The sequence below is a fragment of the Shewanella sp. DW31 genome, assembly GCF_015767295.1.
In the GTDB taxonomy this organism is placed as follows: domain Bacteria; phylum Pseudomonadota; class Gammaproteobacteria; order Enterobacterales; family Shewanellaceae; genus Shewanella; species Shewanella oncorhynchi.
Genome location: NZ_JADWMP020000008.1, coordinates 33,158 through 52,283 on the forward strand (window position 1 = coordinate 33,158; position 19,126 = coordinate 52,283).

At 43.9% G+C, this 19,126-nt stretch carries 17 protein-coding genes; 7 read left to right on the forward strand and 10 right to left on the reverse strand.

The features are described from left to right. Nucleotides 1–296 precede the first annotated feature (296 nt). Nucleotides 297–1,013, forward strand: coding sequence for a fatty acid metabolism transcriptional regulator FadR (gene fadR / locus GWI56_RS08770; RefSeq protein WP_028760321.1), 717 nt, complete (start codon nucleotides 297–299; stop codon nucleotides 1,011–1,013). Between the two features lie 84 nt (nucleotides 1,014–1,097). On the opposite strand, the gene GWI56_RS08775 is transcribed toward fadR, so the two are convergent. The 4 genes from GWI56_RS08775 to sodB form a co-directional block, all read right to left on the reverse strand. Next, nucleotides 1,098–2,624: a SpoVR family protein gene (locus GWI56_RS08775; RefSeq protein ID WP_198572694.1), complete on the reverse strand. Its 1,527-nt coding sequence runs from the start codon at nucleotides 2,622–2,624 to the stop codon at nucleotides 1,098–1,100. 9 nt (nucleotides 2,625–2,633) lie between these two features. Beyond that, on the reverse strand, nucleotides 2,634–3,902 hold the full coding sequence (locus GWI56_RS08780) for a YeaH/YhbH family protein (protein WP_063883574.1): 1,269 nt from the start codon (nucleotides 3,900–3,902) through the stop codon (nucleotides 2,634–2,636). 66 nt (nucleotides 3,903–3,968) lie between these two features. Continuing rightward, nucleotides 3,969–5,903, reverse strand: a complete 1,935-nt coding sequence (locus tag GWI56_RS08785) for a PrkA family serine protein kinase (RefSeq protein ID WP_131523897.1) — start codon at nucleotides 5,901–5,903, stop codon at nucleotides 3,969–3,971. Nucleotides 5,904–6,189: 286 nt separating this feature from the next. Next, nucleotides 6,190–6,774, reverse strand: coding sequence for a superoxide dismutase [Fe] (gene sodB / locus GWI56_RS08790; RefSeq protein ID WP_028760317.1), 585 nt, complete (start codon nucleotides 6,772–6,774; stop codon nucleotides 6,190–6,192). 225 nt (nucleotides 6,775–6,999) lie between these two features. Between sodB and grxD the strand changes: the two genes are divergently transcribed. Further along, nucleotides 7,000–7,332: a Grx4 family monothiol glutaredoxin gene (grxD, locus tag GWI56_RS08795; protein WP_011846572.1), complete on the forward strand. Its 333-nt coding sequence runs from the start codon at nucleotides 7,000–7,002 to the stop codon at nucleotides 7,330–7,332. A 163-nt stretch (nucleotides 7,333–7,495) separates the two neighbouring features. On the opposite strand, the gene GWI56_RS08800 is transcribed toward grxD, so the two are convergent. Then, on the reverse strand, nucleotides 7,496–8,746 hold the full coding sequence (locus GWI56_RS08800) for a uracil-xanthine permease family protein (RefSeq protein WP_028760316.1): 1,251 nt from the start codon (nucleotides 8,744–8,746) through the stop codon (nucleotides 7,496–7,498). A gap of 215 nt (nucleotides 8,747–8,961) precedes the next feature. Here GWI56_RS08800 and GWI56_RS08805 point away from each other — a divergent pair, with 215 nt between their 5' ends. After that, nucleotides 8,962–10,053, forward strand: coding sequence for a DUF2066 domain-containing protein (locus GWI56_RS08805; protein ID WP_198572695.1), 1,092 nt, complete (start codon nucleotides 8,962–8,964; stop codon nucleotides 10,051–10,053). 62 nt (nucleotides 10,054–10,115) lie between these two features. Then, on the forward strand, nucleotides 10,116–10,826 hold the full coding sequence (hda, locus tag GWI56_RS08810) for a DnaA inactivator Hda (RefSeq protein WP_168823935.1): 711 nt from the start codon (nucleotides 10,116–10,118) through the stop codon (nucleotides 10,824–10,826). 118 nt (nucleotides 10,827–10,944) lie between these two features. On the opposite strand, the gene GWI56_RS08815 is transcribed toward hda, so the two are convergent. The 4 genes from GWI56_RS08815 to GWI56_RS08830 all read right to left on the reverse strand — a co-directional run bounded on the left by GWI56_RS08815 (nucleotide 10,945) and on the right by GWI56_RS08830 (nucleotide 15,578). Beyond that, complete coding sequence (locus GWI56_RS08815; protein WP_198572696.1) at nucleotides 10,945–12,900, reverse strand: hypothetical protein; 1,956 nt, start codon at nucleotides 12,898–12,900, stop codon at nucleotides 10,945–10,947. A gap of 302 nt (nucleotides 12,901–13,202) precedes the next feature. Continuing rightward, entirely contained in the window at nucleotides 13,203–13,577 is a 375-nt protein-coding gene (locus tag GWI56_RS08820; RefSeq protein WP_028760312.1) for a DUF2069 domain-containing protein, read from the reverse strand. Between the two features lie 52 nt (nucleotides 13,578–13,629). Then, entirely contained in the window at nucleotides 13,630–13,980 is a 351-nt protein-coding gene (gene arsC, locus GWI56_RS08825) for an arsenate reductase (glutaredoxin) (protein WP_168823940.1), read from the reverse strand. A 128-nt stretch (nucleotides 13,981–14,108) separates the two neighbouring features. Next, nucleotides 14,109–15,578: a M48 family metalloprotease gene (locus tag GWI56_RS08830; protein ID WP_198572697.1), complete on the reverse strand. Its 1,470-nt coding sequence runs from the start codon at nucleotides 15,576–15,578 to the stop codon at nucleotides 14,109–14,111. Nucleotides 15,579–15,689: 111 nt separating this feature from the next. Here GWI56_RS08830 and GWI56_RS08835 point away from each other — a divergent pair, with 111 nt between their 5' ends. From GWI56_RS08835 to GWI56_RS08845, 3 genes are all read left to right on the forward strand, one after another. After that, complete coding sequence (locus tag GWI56_RS08835) at nucleotides 15,690–15,923, forward strand: sulfurtransferase TusA family protein (RefSeq protein WP_113938755.1); 234 nt, start codon at nucleotides 15,690–15,692, stop codon at nucleotides 15,921–15,923. Between the two features lie 227 nt (nucleotides 15,924–16,150). Continuing rightward, on the forward strand, nucleotides 16,151–17,233 hold the full coding sequence (locus GWI56_RS08840; RefSeq protein ID WP_198572698.1) for an AI-2E family transporter: 1,083 nt from the start codon (nucleotides 16,151–16,153) through the stop codon (nucleotides 17,231–17,233). A gap of 509 nt (nucleotides 17,234–17,742) precedes the next feature. After that, nucleotides 17,743–18,093, forward strand: a complete 351-nt coding sequence (locus GWI56_RS08845) for a cytochrome c3 family protein (RefSeq protein WP_105252823.1) — start codon at nucleotides 17,743–17,745, stop codon at nucleotides 18,091–18,093. A gap of 97 nt (nucleotides 18,094–18,190) precedes the next feature. Here the strand turns inward: GWI56_RS08845 and GWI56_RS08850 are convergent, their stop codons facing one another. Continuing rightward, a complete protein-coding gene (locus GWI56_RS08850) occupies nucleotides 18,191–18,937 on the reverse strand; it encodes a cytochrome b/b6 domain-containing protein (protein WP_105252822.1) in 747 nt (248 codons plus the stop codon). Nucleotides 18,938–19,126 lie beyond the last annotated feature (189 nt).

Sequence of the window (19,126 nt, forward strand, 5' to 3'; positions counted from 1 at the left end):
CCTCTCTTCTAATTATGTTAAAAATTGCACGTGATTATTATCAATACCTGCGTTAGTTAAATGAGTCTAGCCTAAAGAGAAAGCTAATGTAATGAGTTACTGATACCGACATTTCAAAAAGCGGAGCTAAGCGGCAAAATTGGCCCATCCTGTATTGACCTTGGTCGTTTTTTTGAACGATTCTGTGACATTTACACGGCGATAACACAGTGATTTTAAGTGAATGGTTTCCATTTTTTACCGCTCTGGTATGATCAGTGACCATTACGACGCACAACAACTGGATAAGTGGGCTGATGATTATCAATGCCAAAGGACCTGCAAGTTTTGCAGAGAAGTATATTGTGAGATCAATTTGGGAAAACAAATTTCCTCCAGGGTCCATTTTACCGGCTGAACGTGAGCTTTCAGAATTGATTGGTGTGACTCGCACCACTTTGCGTGAGGTGCTACAGCGCTTGGCGCGTGACGGTTGGTTGAAAATTCAGCATGGCAAACCAACACGGGTTAACAACTTTTGGGAAACCTCAGGCTTAAACATTCTTGAGACTATTGCTGATTTGAATCCCGAGGGTTTTCCGGTATTGGTTGACCAACTCTTGTCAGCTAGAACGAACGTCAGTGCTATCTATTTTCGCGGTGCTTTGCGTTATAACCCGGATACCGCTGTGGAGGTACTTGCAAAGATACACCAGCTTGAAGATACGGCTGAATCCTATGCTGAATTTGACTACTTACTGCATCACACCTTAGCGTTTTCGTCAGGAAATCCGCTTTACGTTTTGATATTAAACGGATTTAAAGGTTTGTATAGTCGAGTTGGTCGTTATTACTTTACCAGCTCAGATGCGCGTTTATTAGCATTGAACTTTTACAAAGAATTAGAACTGTTGGCTCAGGCGAAAAATTACCTCGATGTCTCTGCGCTAATGCGTACCTATGGCATGAATAGCGGTAAGATGTGGTTACAATTACGCGAAGATATGCCGGCTTCTATTGCTCAAGATCATTAAACTCTGTGAGTGATATCGCGTTAAGATAGCGCTAAATAAACAAAAAGGCCGTTTCAATTGGAAACGGCCTTTTTATTGTGCTTATTATTCTGGTTTATTGGCTTCAGGGCAGGATGCTAAGACGCTAATACTCGCATCTGCATTTTTTTGCTCTAAGGTGACAGTGAAACCCCATAATCGATGTAAATGCTTTAATACTTCTTTATGGCTGTTGGCTAAGGGAATATCGTTATTTGGCACATAATGTAAGGTTAAGGATCGATCACCGTTGATTTCTACATTATGTACTTGGATATTCGGCTCAATATTAGACAGGTTATATTGTTGTGATAGTAACTGGCGAATATCTTGATAGCCCCGTTCATCGTGGATTGCAGATACCGAAAGATAATTGCGTTTCTCATCATCATGGATACCGAACAATTTAAATTGGCGGATAACTTTAGGTGAGAGATATTGGCTTATAAAACTTTCATCTTTAAAGTTTTGCATCGCAAAGTGTAAGGTTTCAATCCAATCGCTGCCAGCAATGTCGGGAAACCAAGCTTTATCTTCATCGGTTGGATTTTCACAAATACGCCGAATATCGGTGAACATGGCAAAACCTAAGGCGTATGGGTTGATGCCGCTGTAATAACGACTGTTGTAATCGGGTTGGGCCACAACGCCTGTATGGCTTTGCAAAAACTCGATCATGAAGCGGTCAGTAACCACGCCATCGTCGTACAAGTGATTCAAGATAGTGTAATGCCAGAAGGTTGCCCAGCCTTCATTCATGACTTGAGTTTGTTTTTGCGGATAAAAATATTGCGCCATTTTACGCACAATACGGATTATTTCCCTTTGCCATGGTTCAAGCAAAGGAGCGTTTTTTTCGATAAAATATAAAATATTTTCCTGCGGTTCGGCGGGGAAACGACGTTTTTTAGATTGAGACTGCTCATGTTGATGGGTCGGAATGGTGCGCCATAAATCATTTACTTGGCTTTGAAGGTAAGCCTCGCGATCCTTTTGTCTTGCTTGTTCTTCCCTGAATGAGATTTCAGAGGGACGTTTATAACGATCGACACCATAGTTCATTAGCGCATGACAGGAGTCTATGACGCTTTCGACTTGTTCTACACCGTATTTTTGCTCGCAGTCACTGATGTAGTTTTTAGCAAAGACAAGGTAGTCAATAATCGAGCTCGCATCTGTCCATGTCTTAAATAAGTAATTGTTTTTAAAAAAGCTGTTATGTCCGAAACAGGCGTGAGCTATCACCAGCGCCTGCATTGTGATGGTGTTTTCTTCCATTAAGTAAGCGATACAGGGGTTAGAGTTAATTACAATTTCATAGGCGAGCCCCATTTGGCCACGTTTGTAACCTTGCTCGGTTTCGATAAAACGTTTGCCGAAAGACCAATGGGTGTAACCTATGGGCATGCCTATGCCAGCATAAGCATCCATCATCTGTTCAGCAGTGATGACTTCAATTTGATTTGGGTAAGTGCTGAGTTTATAGAGCGCTGCCACCCGCTCAATTTCCTTGAGGTAGTCTTGCAGTAGCTCGAAGCTCCAGTCGGGACCATCGCTCAGTGGTGTCCAAGATGTTGATTTAGTTATCCCCATAGTGCCCCCTTAAACCGCTTGTTTCTTGAATAGCTCCCTAAAGACAGGGTAAATATCTTCGGCTTGACGTATATGCTGCACGGCGATGTTGTCGTAATGCTGTTGCAGGGATTCATATTCGCGCCACAGGGTTTGATGGGCGCGATTGGTGATTTCGATATAGCTGTAGTAGCGCACGAGTGGCAATATTTTTTGTTCTAACAATTGCCTACAGGTAGGTGAATCGTCAGCCCAGTTATCACCGTCGGATGCTTGGGCTGCGTAAATATTCCACTCATCGGCGGGGTAGCGGGCTTGTTGAATTTCATGCATTAATTTCAATGCACTGGACACTATGGTGCCGCCCGTTTCTTGGGAGTAAAAGAACTCGTGTTCATCGACTTCTTTGGCTTGGGTATGGTGACGAATGTAAACCACTTCTAAATTTTTATAGGTACGAGTGAGGAACAAATACAGCAAGATATAGAAGCGTTTTGCCATATCTTTAGTTGCCTGATCCATAGAACCAGACACATCCATTAAACAGAACATCACAGCTTGGCTAGAGGGGATTTCTCGTTTCGCATAATTATTAAAGCGCAGATCGAAGGTATCGATAAACGGCACTCTAGCAATCTTTTGTTTTAATTCCTCAATTTGAGCTTTTAAATCCAAAATCAACTCAGCCTTAGTACCTGGAATATTTTCCAGTTCAGCAAGTTCTTGTTCTAACTCTTTTAATAGTTTCTTTTTACTGGCCGACATAGCAATGCGACGTGCAAGGGATGAACGTAATGAACGGACAATATTGATGTTAGCGGGGACGCCATCATTGGTGAACCCAGCACGATAGATTTGGTATTCCACCAGTTTATTGAGGCGATTTTTTTGTAGATTGGGGAGTTCTAAGTCCTCAAACAATAACTCTAGATACTCATCTTTAGAGATTTCGAACACAAAGTCATCGTCGCCTTCACCCGAGTTTGAGGCCTCACCTTTGCCCGAACCGCCGCCTGAACCACCAGGTGGTCGGTCAATTTTATCGCCACGGGTAAATTGGTCATTACCGGGATGCACTCTATCCCTGACACCGCCTTTGCCTTGGTGAAACATAGGTTCACTGATATCCCGTGTTGGGATACTGATTTTTTCGCCTTTATCTACATCCGTTACGCTGCGACGAGTCACTGCATCGCTGACGGCTTTTTTAATTTGTTGCTTATATCTATTGATAAAGCGTTGGCGGTTGACTGTGCTTTTTCCTTTCGCATTCAACCGTCTATCGATAAAGTTCGCCATACGCACCTCCCAAAACCCAGCGAAGGCTTTGGCAACACCAAAGCCCTATACTTAGTTAGCGCAAGTTTAAGAAGATTTACGAACTCGTAAATACCACTCAGACAAGAGTCGGACTTGTTTTTTGGTATAGCCTTTCTCCATCATGCGATTGACGAAATCATCGTGTTTGCGTTGATCGTCGTTCGACGTTTTGGCGTTAAAGGAAATAACAGGCAGTAAATCTTCTGTGTTGGAGAACATTTTCTTCTCGATCACTGTGCGAAGTTTCTCGTAGCTGGTCCAGAGCGGATTGTTACCCTCATGATTCGCGCGGGCGCGCAGCACAAAGTTGACGATTTCATTACGGAAATCTTTAGGATTACTGATCCCCGCTGGCTTCTCAATCTTTTCAAGTTCAGCATTGAGGGCGGCGCGGTCGAATAGCTGACCTGTTTCTGGGTCGCGGTATTCTTGATCTTGTATCCAAAAATCGGCGTAAGTGACATAGCGGTCGAAGATATTTTGGCCATATTCAGAGTAAGACTCTAAGTAAGCGGTTTGAATTTCTTTACCGATAAACTCCACATATTTAGGGATCAAATAACCTTTTAGGAATTCAAGATAACGTTCGGCGGTATCGCCGGGGAACTGTTCTTGTTCAATTTGTCGTTCGAGGACATAGAATAAATGTACTGGGTTGGCGGCGATCTCTGAATGGTCGAAGTTAAATACCCGCGACAAAATCTTAAAGGCGAAACGGGTGGATAGTCCATTCATGCCTTCATCGACACCTGCGTAATCACGGTATTCTTGGTAAGACTTAGCCTTAGGATCGGTATCTTTCAGGCTTTCACCGTCATATACCCGCATCTTAGAGTAGATGGAGGAGTTTTCAGGCGGCTTGATGCGTGACAACACACTAAATTGCGCTAAGGTTTCTAAGGTGCCGGGAGCGCAGGGCGCTTTCGATAACTCAGAGTTGATTAGCAGTTTTTGATAGATTTGCAGCTCTTCTGAGACCCGTAAACAGTAGGGCACTTTGACGATGTAAACACGGTCGAGGAAGGCTTCGTTGTTTTTGTTGTTTTTGAAGGTTGACCACTCGGACTCGTTTGAGTGAGCCAGAATAATCCCGCTATAGGGCAAGGCCGATAAGCCTTCTGTGCCGTTATAGTTACCTTCCTGAGTTGCAGTTAGTAGTGGATGCAGCACTTTAATGGGTGCCTTAAACATCTCGACGAATTCCATCACCCCTTGGTTTGCACGGCACAATGCGCCTGAATAGGCGTAAGCATCGGGATCATCTTGGGAGAAATGTTCGAGCTGCCGAATATCGACTTTACCGACAAGGGACGAAATATCTTGGTTGTTTTCATCACCGGGTTCAGTTTTCGCTATTGCCACTTGGTCCAGAATGGATGGAAAGACTTTCACCACGCGAAATTTGGAGATATCGCCACCAAACTCATGCAGACGTTTTACCGCCCAAGGCGACATGATGGTTTTCAGATAACGGTTGGGAATGTTGAATTCATCTTTTAACAGCTGTCCATCTTCTTCCACATCAAACAGGCAGAAGGGGTGATCGTTGACTGGGCTGCGGACTCCATTCGCGCTCAGAATGTAAATGGGCACTTTTTGCATTAGGGCTTTGAGTTTTTCGGCTAGCGATGACTTACCGCCGCCCACTGGGCCCAGTAGGTATAGAATTTGTTTGGATTCTTCTAATCCTTGAGCCGAGTGCTTTAGGTAAGCCACAATTTGCTCTATGGCGTCTTCCATGCCGAAGAAATCTTTAAATGCGGGATAGCGTGAAATAAGTCGATTCGAAAAAATACGGCTAAGTGTTGGATTTTTTGCGGTATCAATGACTTCTGCTTCACCAATTGCAAGCAGTAGTCGCTCTGATGCTGACATGTAAGCGCTGCGATCTCCCTTGCAGATGTCCAGAAACTCCTGCAAAGAATATTCTTCATCGAGTTTTTGTTCGTAGCGCTTTTGGTAATGCTCGAAAATGCCCATATAAACCCCCTGAAACGCCAGTGATGTCATGGAACGGATAACTGGCTAGCCAGCCTCCTACTCTAATCTTAGACACAAACTCACTATCTGTGTCAAAAAAATATCAAATAAAAACAATAACAAATAGTTGCAAACGCAATTATTGCACTTGTAGTTAGCGGAGGATAAATCGGTGGGATAAGGGATGGGCGGCAAACGAGGGGCATAAAAAAAGAGCCACTAGGACTCTTTTTACTGGGATTAACCCACTGCTCATTCGGCAGTAAACTACGTTAGGTTAAATGAATTAACCTGCGAAGTTTTGGTTAACGAAGTCCCAGTTAACTAATTGCCAGAAGTGGGCAAGATAGTCAGGACGCACGTTACGGTAATCGATGTAGTAAGCGTGTTCCCACACGTCAACTGTCATGATTGGCGTTACTGTGCTGTCAGTCAGTGGCGTTGCTGCATTGCTAGTGTTAACGATAGCAAGAGTGCCATCGGCTTTTTTCACTAACCATGTCCAAGCGCTACCGAAGTTGTTTACTGCTGAATCAGTAAATTGCGCTTTGAATGCATCGAATGAACCGAAAGCGGCATTGATTGCATCAGCAACTGGGCCTGTTGGTTCGCCGCCAGCATTAGGGGCTAAGCAGTTCCAGTAAAAAGTGTGGTTCCACACTTGAGCTGCGTTGTTAAATACGCCACCCGTAGAAGTCTTGATGATATCTTCTAAAGATTTGCCAGCGAAATCAGTTCCTTCGATTAAGCCGTTTAGCTTCACAACATAAGTGTTGTGGTGCTTGCCGTAGTGGTATTCTATGGTTTCTTGAGAAATGTGTGGTTCTAGTGCGTTCTTTGCATATGGTAATGCGGGTAATTCGAAAGCCATTAGTATCTCTCCATGGTCTTAGGTTATCGTTTCTTAAACGTGCTCACTTATGACTATTGTACCGATAAAATTTGTGATGTGAATCATTGTTTAGCTAATTGACTAGATAGACGCCATCGAAAAATCAAATGTCGACATAACCTTACAAACTGTGGGATTTTGTTCTGCGTCTAGCTGACGTACAATAGTCGCATTGAGTCAACGTCATCCTACTTAGGAATCAAAATGGAAACAGTAGAGAAAATTAAGCAGCAGATCACGGAAAACCCTATCATTGTTTATATGAAAGGCTCTCCTAAGTTACCAAGCTGTGGCTTCTCGTCACAGGTAGCTCAGATCATGATTAACTGCGGCGAGCAGTTTGCATTCGTGGATATTCTTCAGCATCCAGACATTCGCGCAGAATTACCTAAGTTTGCTAACTGGCCGACTTTCCCACAATTGTGGATCGAAGGCGAGTTGATCGGTGGGTGTGATATCGTAGTGGACATGTTCCAAAAAGGCGAATTACAACCTTTGATCAAAGCGGCTGCCGCTAAGATCAAGACTGAAGAGTAAGAGTTAATTCTTACTTCATAAAAATATTGCTTCATAAAAAAGGCCGCCGTGATTGATATCACAGCGGCCTTTTTTATGGTGGTTTCTTAAGAAACGATCAATTTTATAAAGTGGTCATTTTTCAACGACCTACTTCGAAATTGATCGTGTCTTCAAGCCGTAATTAATGAGGCGTCACATCAGACTCGTGGTGTTTATTGTGTGGCTTAGTCGCGGGTAATAATAAGTTCATGGTAATAGCGACAATACCGCACAAGCTAATACCAGTCAGACTGAATGAACCTATGCCAAATGCCATGCCGCCGATACCAAAGACTAAGGTAACACCGACAATACTTAAATTACGTGGCTCAGATAAATCCACATGATTACGAATAAGGGTGTTGAGGCCAACTGCGGCAATGGAACCAAATAGCAAACACATAATACCGCCCATCACTGGGACGGGAATAGTTTGCATCAGCGCACCTAGTTTGCCAACGAAGGCTAAAGTGATGGCGGTAATGGCAGTCCAAGTCATGATCTTAGGATCAAAATTTCGGGTTAAGGTTACTGCACCTGTCACTTCTGAGTAAGTCGTGTTAGGTGGACCACCAAAGGCTGCGGCTGCAATTGTGGCAATCCCGTCACCCGTTAGCGTGCGATGCAGGCCGGGTTTTTTCATAAAATCTTTACCCGTGACGTTGGATATCGCCAGAATATCACCTATATGTTCTACCGCAGGGGCGATTGCCACTGGGATCATAAATGCGATGGCATACCAGTTTAATTCTGGCGCGACAAATTTAGGAATAGCAATCCAGCTTGCAGCGGTCACGACTGCAAAATCAACAATACCAAAGGCTAGGCTTAAACTGTAACCTACTATAATACCTGCTAAAATCGGCATCACTTTGAGTAGGCCCTTTGCGAAAATCGCCACCGCGATAGTGGTACCAAGCGATGCGAGCGAAATAAATAACGCCGTATTTGTAGCGACTAAAGTCAAGCTACCATCACCACTCTTGCCTAATGCCATATTCACTGCCACGGGGGCTAAGCCAAGGCCGATAATAATGATCACAGGTCCCACTACGACTGGGGGCAATAGTCTGTGAATAAAGTCAGTACCGCGCACTTTAACCAAGGCGCCGAGCATGACGTAGACCACGCCCGCGGCCATAATGCCGCCCATTGTGGATGGAATTCCCCAAGTCTGCACGCCATAAAGTATGGGGGCAATAAAGGCGAAGGAAGATGCGAGGAAGATAGGCACTTGGCGTTTAGTAATCAATTGGAAGAGTAGGGTACCGATACCAGCGGTAAACAATGCCACACTGGTGTCGAGTCCTGTAAGTAGCGGCATTAGTACTAGGGCACCGAAGGCCACAAATAGCATTTGCGCGCCCTGTAGGGGGATAGCGAGTCGTCTCATTTATTATTCTCGTTAATTTAGGGTAAACCGCCAAATGATAACAGTTTGTTGGATTTTGAGCAGAAGAAAATCGCCTGTTTTGCCGACGTTGATCACTGTTTGGGTTTTCTGTGCTATGGCTGGCACGGAAATGGGGCTAAATTTTGGCAAGACTCGCTTAAGGCGCTAACTATGGTACAATTTGCCTCATCTGACGCTACTTCAACTACTCAAAGATGCTGAAATTCCTATTGAAGCCGAGCTTAATTGCATTTCTATATTGTCTGTTCACGATTAATAGCGTCAATGCTGTTGAGGTGAGTAAATTAGATGAGGCCAATGTGCCTGTGTCTTCGCGCGCAGTTGCTGAACGCGACAAAGCCTTAAAAAGTGCACTTGAGCATGTCATTATCAAGAACACTGGGACGGCGCGATCCCTCGATAACAGCCTGATCCAATCTCAGCTCAGTAATCCTGATACCTTGCTGAGCCAGTATGGTTATATCGAGCAAAATGGCCAATTGCTGTTGACCGCGAGTTTTGAGCACCGCCGCATAGTGGCGTTACTGCGTCAGGCACAATTGCCCGTTTGGGGAACTCAACGCCCGCTGACGTTATTTTGGGTCGCTATGCCTGGTGATGGCGACACTATGATATTGGGCGACTCATCTGCGTTAGCCGAACGTAAGATTTTTAGCGATTTTTCCTATGCCCGCGGTATACCTGTACTCTTGCCTATCTTAGATCTTGATGAGTTGATGGGTATAAATCCTAACGATATTAAAGGGATGTTTGCCGACATCGTGGCGAGTGTATCTGGCCGCTATCAAGCTGACTTTTTGGCGCTAGTGGCAATTGATGCCGCCGGGAATCAGGTTCGTTATCGTTTAAATCTTTATACTAAGGCTACCATTGACTCTTTGACGCCACCGTTATTCAGTTACAACGGTACTGCTGAAAATTCGGCCCAAGCGATTACCGCTATGATGGCGGCGTTAGGTGAATACTATTTTACTAAGTATGCGATTGCCGATACTGGTACTCAGCTTGGTGCGAGTGTTACCTTCGTTAATATCCAAAAAATGGCGCAATTAGTTGAAGTTGAAAAATATTTGAAGCAACTCAGCGCGATTAAAAATGCCACGTTAACGCATATTCAAGGTAATACAGTGACTTTTTCGTTAGATTTATTCGGCTCAGAGACGGATTTACAACGCTTATTAAGCTTAGAGCCGCGTATTTCTGTGGTCGCACCTGTGAGTGCAGGTGAATTTAGCCCTGTCTCTAATCAAACTGGCAAACCTGTGTATGAATGGCGTTTACATTAAGATGTTATCGGCCGTGCTTAGTTAAGCACGGCATTGTTTTTATTTAATATTGAGAAGACCGAGTGCCCTTAAACTCACCTCTGCAACTCTCGTTACCTGTGCATTTGCCAGATGACGAAACCTTTAATAGTTATTACCCCGCAGCGGGTAATGATGAGCTTATTCAAAAATTGAGAGCGAATGCCGAAGGGCATGGTGAAGCTGCCATTTATTTGTGGGGCCCAGTTAAATCGGGTCGAACCCATTTAATGCACGCTGCTTGCGCGCACGCTAATGAAGTGGAGCGTCGCAGCTTTTATATTCCCTTAGGCATACATGCGAGTATTTCGACCGCATTGCTTGAAGGCTTAGAACAGTTGGATTTGGTTTGTATTGATGATGTCGATGCCATCGCCGGCCACCCCGTTTGGGAAGAGGCGATTTTTGATCTCTACAATCGCGTCGCAGAAAATAAGAATTGCGCCTTAGTGGTCAGCGGCAGCTCGTCTCCTGCGGATGCTGGGTTCCTCTTGCCAGATCTTGTTTCACGTATGCAATGGGGGTTGAATTACCAACTGCAACCCATGGCAGATGATGAAAAACTTGCCGCACTGCAACGCCGCGCCGCTATGCGTGGCCTGCAATTACCGGAAGATGTCGGGCGTTTTTTACTGAACCGTATGGCGCGGGATTTGCGGACCTTGTTTGATGTATTGGATAAGTTAGATAAAGCCTCATTAGTGCATCAGCGTAAGCTCACGATTCCGTTTGCCAAAGAGATGCTACACCTTTAGATACAGCATGGTTTGCGTTCGTTCTGAAGATACAAAACCTACTGGCATTAAAGCCAAAAAGAGTAAAGCCCGTCATGTTTAATGCATACGGGCTTTTGTTTATCTAAAATTTAAAACGCTATTGTTGTGGATGCTGGTGACGGTCACCACTTAAGCGAAGTTCGGCTTCAAAACGAGACTCGGCATTAATTGCAGCTGAATTGCTTTGGCCTTTGAGCTGCGTATTCGCAGGCGATATTGCCAGTGTTTGACGCCAGCTTTGACCTTGCACCATATTAATTGGCTCGGGTAGGCTTTCGATCAGACTGATCCCATTAAGCTCTGGCAGCATTTCATCAATCACCAACGCGGCGCGATTTTCTAGACTGTCTTGCGCAATTCTTCCCCTTTGTCCCCAGTCAATAATCAGCGAATCCGCAGTTAATATCGGAGGTTTATTGGTGACGGCGACATCACGCAATATTTGATAGCGATAACTCATCATGGCTTCCTCAAATAACATGGCCGTGTCTTCACGGGTACTGGAATAGGCATAGAAGTCGCTGGCGATATCGGCAGAAAAGAAAGTACTGACATCCGATGCTTGATAGGTCTTTTGCACATTACTCGCCGCTGCACCGAGGAAACTAACATTGGCAAGTCCCATCATTTCAGTACTCGTTAATGGGTAGGTTTTGCTGACTTGATCTGAAATTAGACTCTTGTTGGCATTGCGGCGGCTGTAGTCATCTAACAGTCTTGGCCCTGTGAGTGTGGCATGCACGCTGCGTGGAAAAAAGTCATTGGCATGGGCGAGCTCGTGATACAACAAGGAGGCCAGATTGGGGTTGATTTGCGCTAATGTGCGGTTTGCTCTGACGGTGATAGGCACGCCAAGGGAGGCATATTGGTTATCTTTTACATAACGCCAAGGCATCACAAAGTTAAGATCATTTCCAAAATTACTGCGGTAATCCGGCGCTTCATTAATAGTGTCGCGTTGGCTTGGCGTAAGCCATAAATCATTGGGATCGAGATAAATTGCCCCTGTGACTACCCAGTAAAAAGAAGGGCGTACATCATAGCTAATCACCACGGCTGTAACGGATTGTAACAGGCGGGCAAAGTCGCTATTGGGGTCCATCTGGGCTAAGAAAGCGGCAAAGTTATCACCCATCCAATCGTGGGAAACCAGTACTCGATTTAGAATCGTCTCGTGATTGAGATCGCTTGAGGTTTGACCTATCAAAGGTAAGGTATTGATAGTGCAGCTATCATTAAGCTGATTGGAGTAAACACAGTTTGCTAGCACATTGGCGTAAGGTGAAGTCGGACGATAGGCATGGGTGCGCGCAACTGGGGTATCGAAGTATGGTGAGCTTATCGCTGGCACCGAGGTTGTTAGCACAAAGACATCATCGCTAAGCTGATTGCCATTGACGTTGGCATTCACTTTGAGCCGAGTGATTGTATCCTGGGTGACCGTTGGCGCGGTAAACAAGGGTCTAAACGGATCGCTCACATCGACCATTAAATCTGGGCCAGATGCTACACACCAAGAGATATTTGCTGCGCTTAATTCCGATTGTTGTCCGAGTCTTAAGCTCACATTATTGCCTTCAACCACTTGGTGATCTTGACGGACGTTTAGCACACCCGTCGATGCGGGATCGACATTAATGCCAATTTCTCCGGTGGCATCTAGATTACTGCCCGTCACATGCAAGCTAAAACGGTAGCCGCCTGCGGTGGGAGTATCAAAGGCTAATACAGGGCTGTTTTGACTGACTAGTGCTATGTTAGGGCCATCGATTTGCTGCCAACGGAAGGTTAAGTCTTGGCTGTCACGATTTAGGATATTGGCAATGATAATACTAGATTGACCCGCCACATAATTTTGCTCGGTTTGAAAGCGAATTGAGGATGACGTGGTGGTAATGAGTGGCGAAATGCTATCTGTGCAGCGTGCTAGTGAAGTGGAGGGGGGCGTTACTACACTATCATCTGGTTGACTATCACCATCGCCTCCGCATGCCGCAAGTAGGCCCGAGCAGGCCATAAATCCGAAAAATTTCAGTGGTATCGACATTCCCATTACACCATTCTCCCTTGTTAACTCTGCTGTGCTATTTAGACTTTTGTGGCGTCATGGGACGCTTATACTGTGAGAAACTGACTATAACACGGGCACTTAGTTGCAAAAAGTCAGTGTAAGTATAATAAGTGTTAATTTTGTCGTGATGGGAATTGACGTCGGAACGGAGGTTAGAACTAAGGTTAAAATGGGTATTCAGACTGAGATCATAAGGGATATTTGAGCCAAGGTTTGGCCTTCTAATATAAAAAATGCCGCCATACCTAGCAAGGTGAGACGGCACTGAAAATACATTGAACGGACTATTCTTTAGATTTTTTCTTCAGGCCTAATCCCAGTTCACGACCACGTATGCGGGCATAAAATGGGAAAGCGATTAGCAGTACGCCAATCAATAATACTTCGATTAAGGCAAAAGCGAAGGCATCATTGGTGACATAAAGCAGGGTGAGCCCATGTAACATATATAAGCACAGAATAAAACTTGCCCAAGCGTAAGTGTATGGATTACCTTGGAAAACTCCCTTTGCGGGTAGTAATAACGGCACTATCCATAAGAGGCTAAATAGCAGGGTGTATTCACCGCTAATCCCTTGGCCAACAAACCAACCGCCTAACAGCAGCACTAGCGCAAAGTAGCCTAAACGGCTAAGGATAAATAAGGTGTTGGACGTCATAAGTCTACCTAAGGGTTGAAAATAAAAGCCATTTTTGTTTAAAAATTATGGGTTAAAGAATAGTAAGTACATTCTCAGGAGGACGGCCGATGGCTGCGCTTTGATTGGCGAGCACAATTGGCCGTTCGATGAGTTTAGGTGTGTTGACCATAGCCTCAATCAACTGCAATTCTGTTAGTGATGAGTCTGCAAGTCCCAAGGCTTGATATTCTGCTTCCTTGGTGCGCATTAATTCGCGAGCACTGATGCCTAATTTAACCAGAATGTCGCCGATATCTTTAGCCGTAGGGGGATTTTTTAAGTATTCCACTAAGGTAATGTCGCAGCCTTGTTGCTCGAGTAAAGCTAAGGTTTCACGGCTTTTTGAACAACGTGGGTTATGGTAAATCGTCGCTTGGGTCATAGTACTAGAGGCTCAATACGGGCTGAAATAACAATGGCGCGGATAATAACAGAAAAAACCGCGCCCCGTCAGTGTGTTCGGGGCGCATAAATGGGTAATTGTCTTTAATCTATTTGTAAAACAACTTATTACTTAAGCGCATCCATCTCTTTATCAGCCATTTTAAACTGGCGAATACGTGCTTCAATACGTGCAAGCTGTAATGGATTATTTTCGGATGCACGGTAGGCAAAGTTAAGTTGATCGATTGCGCCCTTATAATTAGCACCTAAGGCCATCAGCTCTGCGGTGGAAAAATATTCCAATGCTTGATTGCCGGTTTTTTTATACACCATAGTCAACAATTGATAAGGCAGTTCATTTTGTTTATCGAGGAAAATCATATCTTCCAGCAAAGGGATTGCTTTGGGGGCTTGATCGGCTTCGATATATATATTGGCTAAGTTGGCATTGATCACTTGAGACGTTGGTTTCATTTTACGCTGGGCTTCGAGCATAGTAATCGCTTTTGCATAGTCCTTACGTTCGATCAGTAAATCAGATTTAGTGTCTATATAAAACAGGTTGTTATCATCGATTTTTAACAGCTCATCGACGATTTTTTCTGATTCATTAAACTTCTTCAATCTATATAAAGCCAGCGCTTTGCCATAAAGTGCTGCCTCTTTGAAGGTATAGGTCTGTTTGTTGAGCTGCCGATCAAACATGCTTAATACTGCTTCGTCGCTATAGCTGGAAAAACGGACTTGAATACGAGCTTTTGCTAGCTGAAAATTAAGATTATCAGGGATATAACGTTTAGGGTATTGCTCGGCACGGTTACGGGCTTCAGTGATCCGCGATTCAGGCAATGGGTGAGTTAATAACATTTGTGGTGGTGTGGTGGTAAAGCGATAACGACTGGCTAATTTACCAAAGAAATCCGCTGCAGCATTAGGATTAAAGCCTGCATCCACTAGAATTTGCATTCCGATGCGATCGGCTTCCTTTTCATGCAAACGGGTGTAGTTGATTTTCGATTGTGTCGCCATGGCTTGGGTTGTCGCAAGCGCCGCCATACCTGCTTGTGGTACTGCAATCGTTAACAAAATGGCGCCGAGTAAACCGGCAATTGTTGCAGGATTACTTTTTTGCTGTGCTTCAAGGGATCGGGCAAGGTGACGTTGAGTAACGTGAGTCACTTCGTGGCCTAATACTGAAGCGAGTTCGCTTTCATTGTCGGCATTGAGAAATAAGCCTGTGTGCACGGCAACATGGCCACCAAAGAAGGCGAAGGCGTTGATTTCATCATTTTGTAATAGGAAAAAATAAAACGGCGTTTTTACGCCTGTGGCATGGGCGACCAGTTTATTGCCAAGCTCGGTAAGATATTGACTCAACACGGGGTCATTTAGCATAGGTGCCGATGAGCGAATGATGCGCATATAAGCATCACCGTAAACCATTTCTTTTTCAAGGCTGAAGGTGTTAACTGCGGCGGTACCTAAATCCGGTAAGTCATTGTTGGCAAAGCTTTTGGCGGCGAAGGTTAGCAGCATCAAGGAGAGTGCGCCTGCAACAAAAGGTTTGAATCGAGTCAAAAAAGTCAAGTTACGCAAGCGGATCCTTTTATTTCTAATTATCTCAACTAAAGGCAGATACTGCACTTAGCTTGTAGTTTGAGGTGCAACTTAGGATAATGGCCCAAGTTCGTCTATAGCAAGTTCATTATGATTTTTATTGATTTAACGCTCTTTCGTTGTCCAGTACCCTTAGTGAAAGTGAAGCTTGCATTGAAGCCAATGCGAGAGGGTGAGCAGTTGCATATCTTACTCTTAGACTCTGGTTCGCGGCGAGATGTTCCCCAATATTTAAAAAAACAAGGGCATGTCGTGCAAGAGTTGCGTAATGATGCAGGTCTGTTAGCCTTGATGGTCACCAAAGTTGATCTATCTCAGGGATAAATTGAGGATTTTTATGTTTAAATCCTCTTAGACTAACATTAATCGCTTAATTCTGAGCCAGAGTGCCGCTCAGGCTCGGTTGTTTACTCTTGTCAGTTTATTTTTTGATTTAGCTGACGTGTAGAAGCGAAAGTCTAACTGAGTAAAGTCTCGAATAGCATCATGATAAATAAACTTTCCTGAGCGTTTGGGAAGCCTCGCCAGCCATCACTATATTGGAATGATCCATGTTTACTGTTTTTTCTCGTTGGTACCAAGAGCGCTTTAGTGATCCACAAGCTGTGACCTTAATGGCTATTCTTGTCGGGCTCGCGCTAGTGATTTATTTTGCGGCAGGTTTACTTGCTCCGCTGTTGGTCGCTCTTGTGTTGGCATTTCTATTGGAATGGCCTGTGGCGCAAATGCTTAAATTGGGGATTAATCGCACCGCTGGTGCGTCCTTGGTTATTGTGTTGTTTTTGGGAATCGTGGTTTTACTGACATTTGGCTTAATTCCGAGTGTGTGGCGTCAAGGTGTTAGCTTAATTGCCGACTTGCCTAGCATGATAGATAAAGGCTTGCTGACAATACAAACACTGATCAATCAATATCCACGATTTATCAATCCAGAGCAGTTAGATCTGATGGTTGGTGAGCTTAAAAAACTGCTCGATACTCAACATGTGTTGGATATTGCTAAGCAATTAATCGGTTATTCAGCTTCTTTACTCGTCTTGATGGTGTACGCGATTTTAGTGCCCTTACTGGTGTTTTTCTTTTTAAAAGATAAAGATCAACTGATTAGCGGCAGTAAGCGATTTTTTCCCGCAAATCGCCAGTTAGCGCGTAAAGTGTGGTTTGAAATGCACCAACAGATTTTTAATTACATTCGTGGCAAAGTGATCGAAATCGTGGTTGTTGGTGTCGCAACTTATATTTTGTTTGCCTTGATGGGACTGCGATATTCGGTGTTGCTTGGTGTGTTAACGGGGTTATCGGTATTGATCCCTTATGTCGGTGCAACCTTAGTTACATTACCTATCACCCTAGTGGCATTTTTTCAGTGGGGTTTTAGTTCTGAATTTGGCTATTTAATGTTGGGTTACGGTATTATTCAGGCGCTCGACGGTAATTTACTCGTGCCTATTTTATTCTCCGATGCGGTGGATTTGCATCCGGTGATCATCATAGCGGCCGTTTTAGTCTTTGGCGGTTTATGGGGTGTATGGGGAGTATTCTTTGCCATTCCATTAGCATCGTTGGTCAAAGCCGTGATTAACGCTTGGCCTAAAACAGAGCTTGAGGCTGACAATAAACTTGATGCGAGTTGATGCCTACCTGTCTAATAGCTATTTGTATCATTGGTTATAGTGGGCGAGTTAACTGTTATCGCAATTCCTTCTGGCATTTGAATTAAGTGCCAGAGGCGTTTTGGTTGAATGTTGTGCCTTCACTATTTAAAGCATCCTCGTCTAGTACTCTGTACCCATTCACTTATTGTCATTCCTTTTTATTATCACTTTGTCTTAAGTATCATCATGAATCGAGCTTTTAGTTTTAGATTAAGGGGGATTTATTCTGTCGCTTGCCAGTTTAGGGATTTACATTATGTAGCCTCTAGGTTAGGTAGATGTAAAACTCTTATATAAGCATGTGGTTACATGATGCAGCGCACATTTTACCCTTGAGTATGTTGATAAAGTTGTGTCGCTTAGTTTGGGTTTGCTTATTCGTTCATCCTTAGCTAAGTTATATCGAGTCGTGCTATTTATTTTGGTTGAGAGATGGAAGTCACCCTGACAAGAATTTCCACTGACAATCGCCATTGGAGGATACTATTGTGAGCAAAAAACTATTAAGTGCGCTTTTCGGGGCAAGTCTGGCAGCGTTAGCGCTGTCGCCAACCGCATTTGCTGCAGATCAAAAATTGTCTGATTTCCATGCTGAGTCGGGTGGATGCGAAAGCTGTCATAAAGATGGTACACCTTCTGCGGATGGTGCTTTTGAATTTGCACAGTGCCAAAGTTGTCATGGTACCTATGCTGAAATGGACGCTGTGCATAAGCCACATGACGGTAATTTAGTCTGTGCAGATTGTCATGCGGTACATGATATGAATGTCGGTCAAAAACCTACCTGTGAAAGTTGCCATGATGATGGTCGTACCCCAGCAACTGTTCTGAAAAAATAATCTCAAAAATACGTTTAGAAAAGTTGGTATATACCTTCATGTCTAAATAAATAACGCCAGCAAATGCTGGCGTTATTTTTATCCGTTTACTAACCGATTACTCGTCTTTTGGCTGACCTTGGATGATCTTCTTGCCGGAGAACATGGCTGAAATAATCCCTGGTTGACGTTTTACTTCAGTATAAATCACCGCAAATACATGTAATAACATCAGCAGTAACAACACATAAACCGCATAGACGTGCACTTGACCTGCCAATCCTTTCATTGGTTTAAGTGCATCCGCTTTTTCTGCATTCACACCCGTTGCATCATAGGGTTTTAAGCTTGTTGGTTCGACATTGGTATCAGCAAGATAGCTTTGTACAGCACTACCTAGCGGCGGATAATAAATATCTGTACCTGCACGCAAAAGTCCAGTGATCATTATGGTCACTAATAGCAACATGATGGCCAGCACGGCAAATTTACCTTTAGGGTTATGACCTAAATACTGCGGATTTTTCCCCGCGGCTAATTCAGTCTTATAAGCTATTAATTCGCTTTTGCTATTAGCATTGGGAAACATGTGGCTGAAACGCGCATATTTGTTACCGATAAAACCCCACACAAGGCGGACTATGAGGTTTATTGCGAACGCATATCCTATGCACACATGTAAAGTTTTCAAGCCAATTTTACCTGTTAACTCAGATATGCCTAGCTCAGTGCGATACATCATGATGCCACCGACTAAGATGAGTGCGAGCACAAGAATGACATTAATCCAATGAAATAATCGCGTCGGTTTGTCCCACACAGGATAGGATTTTATTTCAAAAGCGGTGGGGTTACTGCTGGACATGGAATTTCCTTATTTTTTGTGTTGGTATGATCTTACGCTTTTATCCTAAAATTTCAGTAACTTTTTTCAGTTTCAATTAAGACTTCTGATTGATAGTGTAGTCAACGAAAGTGTTAGAAGTTTTTGATTTGCGTACGGTAAATATTTTTTACGTAAGTCTTTTTAATCTGTTTTATCTAATGCTAATAT

Bases quoted from the DNA above. Each gene is read 5' to 3' on its own strand.
- fadR (WP_028760321.1), top strand. From the start codon at position 297: ATGATTATCAATGCCAAAGGACCTGCAAGTTTTGCAGAGAAGTATATT.
- GWI56_RS08775 (WP_198572694.1), bottom strand. From the start codon at position 2,624: ATGGGGATAACTAAATCAACATCTTGGACACCACTGAGCGATGGTCCC.
- GWI56_RS08780 (WP_063883574.1), bottom strand. From the start codon at position 3,902: ATGGCGAACTTTATCGATAGACGGTTGAATGCGAAAGGAAAAAGCACA.
- GWI56_RS08785 (WP_131523897.1), bottom strand. From the start codon at position 5,903: ATGGGCATTTTCGAGCATTACCAAAAGCGCTACGAACAAAAACTCGAT.
- sodB (WP_028760317.1), bottom strand. From the start codon at position 6,774: ATGGCTTTCGAATTACCCGCATTACCATATGCAAAGAACGCACTAGAA.
- grxD (WP_011846572.1), top strand. From the start codon at position 7,000: ATGGAAACAGTAGAGAAAATTAAGCAGCAGATCACGGAAAACCCTATC.
- GWI56_RS08800 (WP_028760316.1), bottom strand. From the start codon at position 8,746: ATGAGACGACTCGCTATCCCCCTACAGGGCGCGCAAATGCTATTTGTG.
- GWI56_RS08805 (WP_198572695.1), top strand. From the start codon at position 8,962: ATGCTGAAATTCCTATTGAAGCCGAGCTTAATTGCATTTCTATATTGT.
- GWI56_RS08815 (WP_198572696.1), bottom strand. From the start codon at position 12,900: ATGGGAATGTCGATACCACTGAAATTTTTCGGATTTATGGCCTGCTCG.
- GWI56_RS08820 (WP_028760312.1), bottom strand. From the start codon at position 13,577: ATGACGTCCAACACCTTATTTATCCTTAGCCGTTTAGGCTACTTTGCG.
- arsC (WP_168823940.1), bottom strand. From the start codon at position 13,980: ATGACCCAAGCGACGATTTACCATAACCCACGTTGTTCAAAAAGCCGT.
- GWI56_RS08835 (WP_113938755.1), top strand. From the start codon at position 15,690: ATGATTTTTATTGATTTAACGCTCTTTCGTTGTCCAGTACCCTTAGTG.
- GWI56_RS08840 (WP_198572698.1), top strand. From the start codon at position 16,151: ATGTTTACTGTTTTTTCTCGTTGGTACCAAGAGCGCTTTAGTGATCCA.
- GWI56_RS08850 (WP_105252822.1), bottom strand. From the start codon at position 18,937: ATGTCCAGCAGTAACCCCACCGCTTTTGAAATAAAATCCTATCCTGTG.